The sequence below is a fragment of the Streptomyces sp. TRM68367 genome, assembly GCF_014495685.1.
GTDB lineage: Bacteria > Actinomycetota > Actinomycetes > Streptomycetales > Streptomycetaceae > Streptomyces.
Window position 1 is genome coordinate 11,756 of the sequence record NZ_JACTVI010000002.1, and the last position, 12,810, is coordinate 24,565.

The 12,810-nt window shown below is 69.8% G+C and carries 8 protein-coding genes and 1 pseudogene; 6 read left to right on the forward strand and 3 right to left on the reverse strand.

All coding sequences use genetic code 11. From position 1 onward, the window contains the following. Positions 1 to 225: 225 nt before the first annotated feature. The 4 genes from H8R17_RS01375 to H8R17_RS01390 all read left to right on the forward strand — a co-directional run bounded on the left by H8R17_RS01375 (position 226) and on the right by H8R17_RS01390 (position 5,391). Positions 226 to 999, forward strand: a complete 774-nt coding sequence (locus H8R17_RS01375) for an isoprenyl transferase (RefSeq protein ID WP_187821231.1) — start codon at positions 226 to 228, stop codon at positions 997 to 999. 371 nt (positions 1,000 to 1,370) lie between these two features. Then, a complete protein-coding gene (locus tag H8R17_RS01380) occupies positions 1,371 to 2,696 on the forward strand; it encodes a PhoH family protein (RefSeq protein WP_187821232.1) in 1,326 nt (441 codons plus the stop codon). Positions 2,697 to 3,136: 440 nt separating this feature from the next. Further along, the gene (locus H8R17_RS01385; protein WP_187821233.1) at positions 3,137 to 3,844 is read left to right on the forward strand and encodes a transglycosylase SLT domain-containing protein; all 708 of its coding nucleotides are present in this window, start codon (positions 3,137 to 3,139) and stop codon (positions 3,842 to 3,844) included. A gap of 149 nt (positions 3,845 to 3,993) precedes the next feature. Next, positions 3,994 to 5,391 (forward strand): AI-2E family transporter, encoded by a 1,398-nt coding sequence (locus tag H8R17_RS01390; protein ID WP_187821234.1) that lies wholly within the window; start codon positions 3,994 to 3,996, stop codon positions 5,389 to 5,391. 187 nt (positions 5,392 to 5,578) lie between these two features. Here the strand turns inward: H8R17_RS01390 and H8R17_RS01395 are convergent. The 3 genes and pseudogenes from H8R17_RS01395 to H8R17_RS01405 all read right to left on the reverse strand — a co-directional run. Further along, a pseudogene (locus H8R17_RS01395) lies at positions 5,579 to 7,646 on the reverse strand (ABC transporter permease); the annotation flags it as partial. Positions 7,647 to 7,802: 156 nt separating this feature from the next. Further along, positions 7,803 to 8,057 (reverse strand): hypothetical protein, encoded by a 255-nt coding sequence (locus tag H8R17_RS45540; RefSeq protein ID WP_316959272.1) that lies wholly within the window; start codon positions 8,055 to 8,057, stop codon positions 7,803 to 7,805. Continuing rightward, positions 8,054 to 8,989, reverse strand: a complete 936-nt coding sequence (locus H8R17_RS01405) for an SPFH domain-containing protein (RefSeq protein ID WP_187821236.1) — start codon at positions 8,987 to 8,989, stop codon at positions 8,054 to 8,056. The genes H8R17_RS45540 and H8R17_RS01405 overlap by 4 nt, the downstream gene beginning before the upstream one ends. Before the next feature lie 244 nt (positions 8,990 to 9,233). Here H8R17_RS01405 and H8R17_RS01410 point away from each other — a divergent pair, with 244 nt between their 5' ends. Next, complete coding sequence (locus tag H8R17_RS01410) at positions 9,234 to 11,642, forward strand: transglycosylase domain-containing protein (RefSeq protein WP_187821237.1); 2,409 nt, start codon at positions 9,234 to 9,236, stop codon at positions 11,640 to 11,642. A 518-nt stretch (positions 11,643 to 12,160) separates the two neighbouring features. Next, positions 12,161 to 12,724 carry a hypothetical protein gene (locus H8R17_RS01415; RefSeq protein WP_187821238.1) on the forward strand — a complete coding sequence of 188 codons (564 nt, stop codon included), beginning with the start codon at positions 12,161 to 12,163 and terminating at the stop codon, positions 12,722 to 12,724. Positions 12,725 to 12,810: the final 86 nt, after the last annotated feature.

Sequence of the window (12,810 nt, forward strand, 5' to 3'; positions counted from 1 at the left end):
CCCTTTCGGGGCCCCCGCCGAACGGGCGAGACCGTCCCGGGCCGGGACATGCCGGACCCGGAACCCCCGGCCTCGGCACCACCCGCCCGGCACCCGTTGGCGGCACGGCTCTCCGCCGGGGGTAGGCTTCGCCCCCGGGGACTGCCATACGGACAGGGACCGCCGTGGCCACGACCGGGCCGCCCACCGCGCCTGTCCGATCCGTACGGAGGGGCTGACAATCACGTGAACCTGCGCGACAAGCTGCGCAGCCTGCTGGTCAGGCTGTACGCACGCCGGGTGGAAGGCCACCTGGACCACGCTCAGGTGCCCAAGCACATCGGCGTCATCATGGACGGCAACCGGCGCTGGGCGAAGGCCGCGGGTTCCAGCACCGCCGACGGTCACCGGGCCGGCGCGAGCAAGATCGAGGAGTTCCTCGGCTGGTGCACCGAGACGGACGTCGAGGTCGTCACCCTCTGGCTGCTGTCCACGGACAACTTCGACCGGCCGCAGGAGGAACTCGGCCCGCTCCTCGGGATCATCGAGGACGTCGTCCGCACCCTCGCCGGCGACGGCCGCTGGCGCGTGCACCACGTCGGCAATCTCGACCTGCTGCCGCCGGGGATGCAGCGCACCCTCAAGGGGGCCCAGGAGACCACGGCGCACGTCGACGGGATACTCGTCAACGTCGCCATCGGCTACGGCGGCCGCCAGGAGATCGCCGACGCGGTCCGCTCGATGCTCCTCGACGCCCACGACAAGGGCGTCGCGATGGAGGACCTCGCCGAGACCGTCGACGTCGACATGATCGGACGCCACCTCTACACCGGCGCCCAGCCCGACCCGGACCTGGTGATCCGCACCAGCGGCGAGCAGCGCCTGTCCGGGTTCATGCTCTGGCAGACCGCGCACTCCGAGTACTACTTCTGCGAAGTCTTCTGGCCGGCCTTCCGCAAGGTCGACTTCCTGCGCGCGCTGCGCGACTACGCGGCCCGGCACCGCCGCTTCGGCGGCTGACCGCCGTACCGTCTGCGCACCACGGGCGCACCTCCGCCCGTCACCCCGGGCGTACCTGCGCACCCCTCGCGTCACGCACTCCGATACGAAAGTAACAAGGAGTTCACCGGCGCGCCGCCCGACGGGTCGGCATGGCAGCGCATGTTCGAGGGCATAAGCCAGTCAGGTCGACGCCCGAACCCCGGGTGTCGGATCTCAGCGGGCGGCGCAGGGGCCGTCCGCCCGGGAGGCCCTTTGCACCAGCCCGACCGTGCGGTCATGGCACGGAAGACCAGGCGGAGGGCCGGTCACCGGCCCGTGCATCGCGGCCGACGACCGGTCCAGCTCCACTCCGTCGCTCCCCGACCTCATCCGAGGGGGTACGTCTCTCCGTGGTGACCAGCACAAAGCGCCACAAGCCCGACCGGCGCACCTATGTTCTCGACACCAGCGTCCTGCTGGCCGACCCGAACGCCCTGAGCCGCTTCGACGAGCACGAGGTCGTGCTTCCGGTCGTCGTGGTCACGGAGCTCGAGGCCAAGCGGCACCATCCCGAACTCGGCTTCTTCGCCCGGCAGGCGCTGCGCCTGCTCGACGACTACCGGGTGAAATACGGCCGCCTGGACGCCCCCCTCCCGATCGGGGATCTCGGCGGGACCGTGCGTGTCGAGCTCAACCACTCGGACCCCAGCGTGCTGCCCAGCGGCTACCGCCTGGGCGACAACGACTCCCGCATCCTCGCGGTGGCCCGCAACCTGCAGGCCGAGGGGTTCGACGTCACCGTCGTGTCGAAGGACCTGCCGCTCAGGATCAAGGCGTCGTCCGTGGGCCTCCTCGCCGAGGAGTACCGCGCCGAACTCGCCATCACGGAGAACTCCGGCTGGACCGGAATGTCCGAACTCACCCTGCCCGGCGAGCAGGTGGACATCCTCTTCGAAGAGGGGCACATCGACGTGCCCCAGGCGGCCGACCTGCCCGTGCACACCGGCCTGACGATCCAGTCCGAGCGCGGCAAGGCGCTGGGCCGCGTCAGCCCGGAGGGCAATATCCGCCTGGTGCGTGGCGACCGGGAGGCGTTCGGCATCAAGGGCCGCAGTGCCGAACAGCGGATCGCGCTCGACCTGCTGCTCGACCAGGACGTCGGCATCGTGTCGATGGGCGGCCGGGCCGGCACCGGCAAGTCGGCGCTGGCGCTGTGCGCGGGCCTCGAGGCGGTGCTGGAGCGCCGGCAGCACCAGAAGGTGATGGTCTTCCGTCCGCTGTACGCGGTGGGCGGGCAGGAGCTGGGCTATCTGCCCGGCACCGAGGCCGAGAAGATGAGCCCCTGGGCGCAGGCGGTGTTCGACACGCTGTCGGCGGTCACGTCCCGCGAGGTCATCGAGGAGGTCACCGCGCGCGGGATGCTGGAGGTGCTCCCGCTCACCCACATCCGCGGCCGCTCCCTGCACGACGCGTTCGTGATCGTGGACGAGGCGCAGTCGCTGGAACGGAACGTTCTTCTCACCGTTCTGTCCCGGATCGGGGCAAATTCACGGGTGGTTCTCACCCACGACGTGGCCCAGCGGGACAACCTCAGGGTCGGCCGCTACGACGGTGTCGTCGCCGTCGTCGAGAAGCTGAAGGGGCATCCGCTGTTCGCGCACGTCACGCTCACACGGTCCGAGAGGTCCCGGATCGCGGCGCTTGTGACCGAAATGCTGGAGGACGGTCAGATCTGAGCGGATCCAGGGGCTGAGGACCAAAGGGCCCAGAAGAGGTCGGTTACGCACCAGTTGGCGCCGTCCGAGCAAGGCGTAGAGCCTAGCCGGGCGGCGCCTCGGCGTGTGTGGCTTTCCGTAAAACGCCCGGGGCAAACGAGGTGTGAGCTTTCACACGCAACACGGAATTGCCTTGCGGCGTCCGCGTGCGGCAGAGTCTCGTTCCTGTCAGGCCCCGCATACGACACACCTGTGCCCCCAGCGGTACAGCACCACTTGAGCACCACCGCCAACTCCATACCGACCGTCGTATGCCGCCCGAGCACCATGCGGCGCTTCCCTCGCGGGAGTTGCCCGCCGGGCCCGCGCCTTCCGTGACCCCGCAGTTGGGGAGGCCAGTGTCAGGGGCAAGATTGCGTCCGCCAGGGTCACCGAGGCGGGCGGTGCTGGAAGGAAACCGTGTGAGTCCGATTTCGGTCCGGGGATTCGCAGTGGCCTCGGCCACGGCGGTCACCGCTGTCGGAAGCGTCGTCGGCGTTGCCTCGGGCAGCGCCGCGCAGAACAACACCGACGCCGAGACGACGGCAGCCGATTCGACGCTTCTCGCGGACATACCTGCGGGTCAGCAGGCCCAGGTGCAGCTCGCGTCCCTCACGCAGCAGGCCGACGCGCAGGCCATCGCCGCCGACGTGAGCGCCAAGAGGGACGCCGAGGCGGCGGCCCGCAAGGCGGCTGCCCAGACCGCGATCGATAAGAAGGAAGCTGCCGCGAAGGCCGCGAAGGCCGCGAAGGCCGCCGAGGAGGCCCGGAAGCGGGCTGCGGAGGAGAAGGCGAAGGCGAACCGCGATTCGTCCGACTTCCCCGTCGCCAGCAGCTACTCCATCGCCCAGATCCAGGCGATGGCCCGCCAGATGGTGCCCAGCGGCCAGTTCCAGTGCTTCAGCAACATCGTGGACCACGAGTCCGACTGGAACTACCAGGCGGTCAACCCCTCCTCCGGCGCCTACGGCATGTTCCAGGCGCTGCCCGGCTCCAAGATGGAGTCCGCCGGCTCCGACTGGCGGACCAACCCCGCCACACAGATCGAGTGGGGCCTCAACTACATGAACAGCCGTTACGGCAGCCCCTGCGAGGCATGGGACTTCTGGCAGGCCAACAGCTGGTACTGAGCCGTCCCCCGGGGGCCCCGCCGCCGGGTGCCGTTCTCAACCCTGCGCAGCCCCTCACCGTCCTACGGTGGGGGGCTTTCGCCCTGTACGGTCTGACGGGACGACTCCAGGGGGGAGTGGTGGGGAGAGACGGGGGAAGAGGACGGATCATGTCGCGAGTGCCAGGGTGGCTCGGTCGGCTCGGCGCGGGACTGACCGAGATGAGTGAGCGGTTGAACCGCCGCCGTGCCGAGATGGAGCGGGAGGAGGACGAGTCCGCGCAGCACCTGCCGCCCCCACCGCCGCCGCCCCCGTCGGGGCCGCCCGCCGGCCAGGTCCCGCCGCCCCCTGACCACCCGCCCGCCTTCCCGGCCCGGCCCGATCCCGCGCAGGCCGTGCCGTGGGGGGTGCGCGTCGCCGCCGAGGCCGGCTGGCGGCTGCTGGTCCTCGCGGGCACGCTGTGGGTCCTCATGCGGGTCATCAGCGCCGTACAGCTGGTCGTCCTCGCGTTCGTGATCGCGCTGCTGCTCACCGCGCTGTTGCAGCCCACGGTGGCGTGGCTGAAGCAGCGCGGGGTGCCGTGGGGAGTCGCCACCGCGCTGACCGCGATCCTCGGATTCGTCGTCATCGGCCTGCTGGGCTGGTTCGTGACCTGGCAGGTCATGGAGAACATCGACAACCTCTCCGACCAGATCCAGGACGGCATCGACGAACTGCGCAACTGGCTGCTCAACAGCCCCTTCCACGTCACCGACAAGCAGATCAACGAGATCGCGGAGAACCTGCGGGACGCGGTCGGCGCCAACACCGACGAGATCACCTCGGCGGGGCTTGAGGGCGTCACGGTCGTCGTCGAGACGCTGACCGGCCTCCTGCTGGCCGCCTTCTCGACGCTGTTCCTGCTCTACGACGGCAAGCGCATCTGGCAGTGGACGCTGAAGCTGGTGCCGCAGGCGGCCCGGCCGGGCGTCGCGGGCGCGGGGCCGCGGGCCTGGGCCACGCTGACGGCGTATGTGCGCGGCACGGTGGTGGTGGCCCTGATCGACGCCGTCTTCATCGGCATCGGCATCTACTTCCTCGACGTCCCCATGGCCGTGCCGCTGGCCGTGTTCATCTTCCTGTTCTCCTTCATCCCGCTGGTCGGTGCGGTGGCCTCCGGCGTGCTGGCCGTGGTGGTGGCCCTGGTGACGCAGGGTGTGTTCACCGCGGTCATGACCCTGGCCGTGGTGCTGGCCGTGCAGCAGATCGAGGGCCACATCCTGCAGCCGTTCATCCTGGGCCGTGCGGTACGGGTCCACCCGCTGGCGGTCGTGCTGTCGGTCGCCGCGGGCGGCATGGTGGCGGGCATCGGCGGCGCGGTGGTGGCCGTACCGCTGGTGGCGGTGACGAACACGGTGGCGAGCTATCTGCGGGCCTTCTCGCACGAGCAACTGGTGCGGAGAGACGCCGCTCAGCGACAACCAGCCCGTCCGGCACCTGAGGACAAGGCCGTTCAGGCCGAAGGAGGGCCCGGGGGCGCAGCCCCCGGGGACGGCGACGACAACGCGGCGGGCCCCGCCCAGGGGTGAGCGAGGCCCGCGGCACAACACGGATGCCTACTCGGCAGGGTGCCGTACCCGTGGCCGCACAGCTGGTGCGCCGGCAGTTCGGAGTTGCCGATCACCGAACCCAGGTCGAGCTTCAGGTCCCCCGCCCGGGGAGTCTTGCGGCCCCCGCCCGGCGGGGAAACGCCGCGGGATGCCTCCGGTCCCGCCCCTACTCCGTGCGCAACCCGTCCGGCCGCATCATCCGCAGCAGCGGCGGCAGGCTCAGTGCGGTCACCGCGAGGACCACCGCCGCGCCGATGCCGGTCATCGCCAGGACGCTCGCCCAGTCCACGGTCACGTCCGTGCCCGACATGCCCAGCAGGACCGCGCCCAGGGTGAGGCCCACCACCGAGGCCAGCAGCAGGCCGAGGGCGATCGGGACCGCCGTCTGCCACAGCACCGACAGGCCGAGTGTGCGCCGCCGGGTGCCGAAGGCGACCAGGGACGACAGCAGCCTCCTGCGCTCGCGCAGCTGCTCCAGCTGCGAGACCAGCAGGCTCGCGCCGATCAGCGCCAGCACGCACGCGGCGCCGACGAACAGGCCGGTGCGGATGGTGTCGAACCGGTTGGTCCGCTCGGTGGACCGCCAGGTCATGGGCTGGAGGGTCGGGTCGACCGCCGCCGCCGTGTTGCGCACGTGGTCGCGTGCGTCCGGCACGGACTCGTCGAGGCCGATGTACAGCTTTCCGGTCATGAACGGCACGAGCTGCTCGGGCAGCGCGCTCGGGGTCAGCAGGAAGCCGCTCCGCTTCACCCCGGACGGGTCCTCGCGCGGCTGGGCCTGCAGCAGCTCCCGCGGCACGGTCCAGGGGACCAGCGGGTCACCGGGCCGGTCGATGTTTGCCGGGTCGGCGTAGAGCGTACGGCCGGGCCGGGCCATCCCGCCGGTGTCCCCCTGGTAGTCCCCGCCCCGGAGGACGAAGCTGTCGCCGTCGCGGCAGGACGGCAGCGTGGCCACCTCCCGCAGCGCCGCACAGCCCCCGACGGTGAGCTGGGCGATGCCGTCCCCGCCGCGCTCGCCGACATAGCCGTCGGACAGGGACGTGACCTGGCGTACGCCCTCGGTGTCACGGAACCGGGCGGCGGTCGGGGCGAGTTCGAGCCCGTGCGGCAGGTGCACCTGCATCTGCGCCCGCGCGACGTCGTGGGACGAGCGCTTGGTGTAGTCGCCCGCCACCCCGGAGAACAGCATCTGCAGCGCGATCGCCCCGGCCACGGCCACCGCGATGCCGTTGACCATCCGGGCCGCCGTACCGCTGCTCAACTGGAGTCGGCGAACGGCCAGTTGCCAGGACACGCTGCCGGAGCCGAGCCGGGCGACGACCGTCTCCACCACCCACGGCAGCAGCGCCGTCACGCCGACCAGCAGCAGCATGACGCCGCCGACCACCAGGCACTGGTTGAAGTTCCCGTTGTCCCGGCCGTTGCCGACCATCGGATAGAGCAGGGCGATTCCGCCCAGCGGCAGCAGCAGCCGCCACCACAGCCGGCGCCGCGCGGGCTTCGCCGTCCGTACGACGCCCAGCGGCTCGATCACCACCCCGCGCAGCGCGAACAGCGTGACCAGTACGGCCGCTGCGGGCACCGCGAGCGCCACCAGCAGGGCCAGCGTCGGGCGAGGGGTTGAGATAGCTCGGGAACACGCTGACGTCGTAGATCTCGACCGAGCCCGCGATCTGACGTCCGATCAGGAAGAACCCGGCGCCGAGGACCAGCCCGAGCGCCGCGCCCGCGAGAGCTTCGCCGGCCGCGATCCGGCGGGTCATCCGGCTGTCGGAGCCCACCAGCCGGAGCGCCGCGAGCCGCCGGTCGCGCCGCTCGCCGCCGAACCGCACGGCCGCGGCGATGAACACGGCGACCGGCATCAGCAGGGCGACGAAGACGACCAGGATCAGCAGGATCAGTACGGGATCCATGGGATCGGAGGCCGGGTCCTGGTTTCCGAAATGGTCGATCCGGGCCACCCGGCCCTGGCCGACCTGGTCGGCGAGGCCCTGGCCGCCCCGGTAGAAGGCGAGTTCGGCCGAACCGATCAGCCCGCGCTCACCGATCGTGCCGGTGATCCGGTCCGGCAGCCGTTCGCGCAGCAGCTTGCCCGAGTCCGACTCCAGCAGCTCCCTCAGCGCGGCGGAGACCACCATCTCGCCCTTCGCGGGGAACTTCTCCACCCCCGGCGGCAGCGGCGCCCGCGGCCCCTCCGGCTCCAGCTGCCGCCCCCGGATGCCCTTGTCGCCAAAGAAGGACTCTACACACCATGTATACGCCGGGTGTATACGCGGAGTGTGTAGAACGTGGCGGGCGGTAAGGGCGCGCAGGTGGGGCCCGATTGTCACGGTCCCGCTACGGCTGACGTCGGACAATAAAGCGCGTCCGGCGTTTGGGGACGCGGCCGTTCAGGCCGACGGGGGTCTGGGGGCTGAGCCTCCGGGTGGCCGGCCCCGGCGCGGCAACGGCCCGGTGTCGCGCGGCAACCGCCCCGCGTCGGCCAACGCCTTCCGCAGCAGGAACTCGATCTGGGCATTGGCCGAGCGCAGATCGTCCGAGGCCCACCGGGCCAACGCCTCGTACACCGACGGGTCCAGCCGCAGCAGCACCTGCTTGCGCTGCGGCCGGCCTTTGGGGCCCGAACCCCCGGAGGGAACCGTCACTGGTAGAGCGTCCCGGTGTTGATGACCGGCTGCGTCGAGCGGTCTCCGCACAGCACCACCATCAGGTTGGACACCATCGCCGCCTTGCGCTCCTCGTCCAGCTCCACGATGTCCTGCTGGGTGATCCGGGCCAGCGCCGCCTCGACCATCCCCACGGCCCCGTCCACGATCTGCCGCCGCGCCGCGACCACCGCACCGGCCTGCTGCCGCTGGAGCATCGCCGAGGCGATCTCGGGCGCGTACGCGAGGTGCGTGAAGCGCGACTCGATGATCTGGACACCGGCCGCCTCCACGCGCGCGTGCAGCTCGACCGCGAGCTTCTCGGTGATCTCCTCGGCGTTGCCGCGCAGTGAGAGGCCCTCCTCCTCATGGGCGTCGTACGGGTACTCGATGGCGATGTGCCGTACGGCCGCCTCGGTCTGGGTGGAGACGAACTCGACGTAGTCGTCCACCTCGAACGTGGCCTGCGCGGTGTCGTCGACCTTCCACACCACGACCGCGGCGAGCTCGATCGGGTTGCCGTAGGCGTCGTTGACCTTCAGGACGGCGGTCTCGTGGTTGCGCACCCGGGTCGAGATCTTCGTGCGGGAGGTGAGCGGGTTCACCCAGCGCAGGCCGTCCTGCCGGATGGTGCCGCGGTAGCGCCCGAAGAGCTGGACCACGCGGGCCTGGCCCGGGGCGACCATGTTCAGCCCGCACATCGCTATGAAGGCGGCGATGGCGATCAGGATGCCGAGGATGATCAGCGCGGCCTTGCCGCCGGCCGCCGAGACCGCCGTGGCGGCGACGATCATGCCGACCCCGGCCAGCAGCCCGATCAGGCCGAGCAGCAGGGCCAGCCCGCCGCCGATGCTGTGGGCCGGGAACTCCCGTACGCGTGGTTCGGGCATGTCGGGCACGTCGGCGGCGATCTGGGAGTCGTGCGTGGTCATGGTGATCCCCCGTTCTGGCTTGCTAACGTCAGACTATCTAAGTGATAACACATTATCCCGTGCGGACAACCTCACGCCTCTCCCGTTCGTCGGTTCTTTTGAAGCGGGTGCCGATTGTCACGTCCGTAAAAAGCTGGATCGGCCGACCTTCGTCGCAACTGCCGGTGTTAGCTTTCTGAGCTGACCTGAGCGGCGCACGTGTGTCGGATGTGCATAGGCGAAAGAATCGGAGCGGAACGGACTCATGGGACGAGCGGAAGAGAGAAGAGCGCGGCAGCGCGGCGGCCGCCGCGCTGCGCCCACGAGCTCGTCCGGAGCGCCGTCGGCGAGCGTCCCGGGCATGCCGTCTGCCGACGTCCCCGGGCCGCCGACGGCGACCGCGGGCGGCCGGGCCGCCGCCCGCAAAGCGGCCAGGCGTCGCACCAAGGGCGGCGGGAAGAGCCGCATACGCCGCCTGTTCACCTGGAAGAAGGTCCTCGGCACGGTCTTCGGCCTGTGTCTGCTCGGCATGGGCGCCTTCGTCGCGATGTACCTGATGATCGACATCCCCGCGGGGAACCCCGACGCCAAGAAGCAGAGCAACATCTACAAGTACGGCGACGGCACGGTCATGGCCCGCGACGGCAAGATCAACCGCGAGGTCGTGGGCCTGGCCGAGGTGCCCAAGAAGGTCCAGCGGACCTTCGTCGCCGCCGAGAACAAGACCTTCTTCAAGGACTCCGGCGTCGACCTCAAGGGCACCGCGCGCGGTCTGTTCAACACCCTGAGGGGCCGCGGCGCGCAGGGCGGTTCGACGATCACCCAGCAGTACGTCAAGAACTACTACCTGACCCAGGAACAGACCGTCACGCGCAAGCTGAAGGAACTGGTCATCTCGCTGAAGCTGGACCGGGAGAAGTCCAAGGACTACATCCTGGCCGGCTACATCAACACCAGCTACTACGGCCGCAACGCCTACGGCATCCAGGCCGCCGCGCAGGCCTACTACGACATTGACGCCCAGAAACTGACGGTCGAGCAGGGCGCCTATCTCGCCGCACTGCTCCAGGCACCGAGCCAGTACGACTGGGCGGTCGCTTCGGAAAACGGTAAGAAACTGGTGAAGGCCCGCTGGAACTACGTCCTGGACAACATGGTCGAGGAGGGCTGGCTGAGCAAGTCCGACCGCGACGCCATGACGTTCCCGGAGCCGAGGAAGCCCAAGCCCGCGGCGGGCCTCGACGGCCAGAAGGGCTACCTGGTGGACGCCGCGAACAAGGAGCTGGCGAGGCAACTCGTCGCGGAGGGCGCCGCCGACAGCAGCAAGGATGCGCAGGACCTGGTCCGCCGCGGCGGCTGGACCATCACCCTCAACATCGACAAGAAGAAGCAGGCCCAGCTGGAGAGGTCCGTCAAGACCCAGCTGACCAGCAAGCTGGACCCGAAGAAACGCAAGGTCGACGCGAACGTCCAGGCGGGTGCCGCCTCGGTCGATCCCAAGACGGGCGCGGTCGTCGCGATGTACGGCGGCGTGGACTACTTCGACCACTACACGAACAACGCGACCCGCACCGACTACCAGCCCGCCTCCACGTTCAAGCCGGCGATCCTGGCCGCGGCCCTGGAGGGCAAGGCCGAGACGCAGGACGGCGAGCCGATCACCGCGAAGACGATCTACGACGGCACGAGCAAGCGCCCGGTCGTGGACAACGGCGCCAAGGTCGGGTTCGCCCCGGAGAACGAGGACGACCATGACTACGGGCCCATCACCGTCCAGTCGGCGATGAACGATTCCGTCAACTCCGTCTTCGCGCAGATGGGCGTCGATGTCGGCATGCCCCAGGTGATGAAGACCGCGGGCCGGCTCGGCATGGACGTCAAGGGCCTGCAGCCGGTGCCCGCCCAGACGCTGGGCAGCATGGGTGCGAGCCCCCTGGAGATGGCCGGCGTCTACGCCACCCTCGCCAACCACGGCAAGAAGGTCACCCCGGCGCTCATCAAATCCGCCGAGTCCGGCACCCGCACGATCCAGCTGCCCGACCCGGTCGGCGAGCAGGTCATCAGCCGTGAGGCCGCCGACACCGTCACCTCGGTGCTGACCGGCGTGGTCGACGACGGTACGGCCCGGGCCTCCGTGCGGGACAACCCCAAGCGGAACGGCCAGCAGGTCGCCGGCAAGACGGGTACCTCCGACGACAACAAGTCGGCCTGGTTCAGCGGCTACACACCCGACCTGACCACCGCGGTCGGCCTGTTCGGCGAGGACGCCAAGACCTTCGCGCACGTCTCGATGCACGAGGCGGCCGGCAAGCCCCGCATCAACGGCGGTGACTTCCCGGCGAAGATCTGGGCGGCCTACACCTTCGGCGTGATGGACGACGTCAGCAAGTTCGACCTGGACACCACGCAGGGCGCGGCGGTCAAGCCGACGGCTCCGCCCACTCCGACGCAGGCCCCGGTCACCCAGGAGCCCAGCGAGGCCCCGACCACCAGGGGACCCAGCGAGACCCCGACGACCAAGGAGCCCACGGAGACTCCCACGACGGAGGAGCCTTCCGCGGAGCCCACCACTCCGCCGACGACCGATGAACCGTCGACGCCCCCGACGACCGCACCGGCGAACCCACTGGATCCGGGCAACGGCAACAGCGGCGGGGGCGGCGGCCGACAGTGACGTGACGTCGAGGGCGCCCGCACGGGCGCCCTCGACGCGTACACACCGACTGTCACCTTCGACGGCCAAAGTTCACTCGATCTTCACTCGAATGTCACCATGACGGGCCTGGTATACGGCTCCGGCATATGGTTGAGCGCATGTTTCGGTCCCATTCCCGGTGCGCCGTCCGGCACCCGTATGGAAGGTGGCATGAGCGATGGATCGTTCTCTTCGAGACGCCGGTGAGCGCAGTGTCGGCACGCGCGACTTCGACCCGAAGATCCCCCTGACCCATCTCGAACGGGCTGCCGGGTTGGCGGAAGACGAACCGCAGGTGGCGGGACCTTCCGATGAGCGCTGTGCCTCGTTGTACGACGCGATACGCGACATGAGTACGTATGCCTCCGCACGAGAGGCGGACCGGCGCGGAAGCGACGATGACGGCCTCTCACGCAGCCCGTGAGGCGGGTGGTGCGACAAGGCTGAGCCGCACAAGGGCGGTTCGGTGAGAGCGGCCGCCGGTGGGTGGGGCTTTGATGGACACAAGAAACCGGGCAGACTTCGACTCGCACCCCGAGGAACCCAGCGGGCGCACCCTGGGGGACAGGTACTTCAAAGAGTTCACCGGTGTCGTGCATGTGAGCCTGCGGAGCTGGTGGTGGGGGGAGCCCGTCGGGGCGGTTCTCGGCGGCGCGGGGGGAGCCTGGCTCGGTCATGACGACGACCTGCCGGTGCATGAGGTGCTGGGCGTCGCCGTCTCCATGGTGGGCGTCATCATCGGGGCCGTGTTCGCCATCCTGGCGATGATCACCCGGGCCTGCGACAACACTTTCCTGCGGAAGGCGAGAAAAGCGGGCATCCTGCCCGTCACCAATTACCTGTGGCCGTTCTTCACCATCATCGCCATGGGAGTGCTGTCCACCATCTTCCTGCTGATCCTCGCGGGTGTTCCCGAGGACGCCCCGACGCCTGTGCGCATGATGGCCGGGGCGGCAGCGGGCTTCTTCATCCTGTGGACGCTGGCCAGCCTCCTGCCCGCTCTCGGAGCGCTCATCGTCTTCACCCGCCTCATCGAGAAGACCTCCGGCATCAGCGAATAAGGGGTTCTTGCGCTATGAGCGCCCGATGAGGTCGCGTGGTCTGGTGCCGTGCAAGGACCCCTCAGGCACGGAAACGGCGCCGGCGC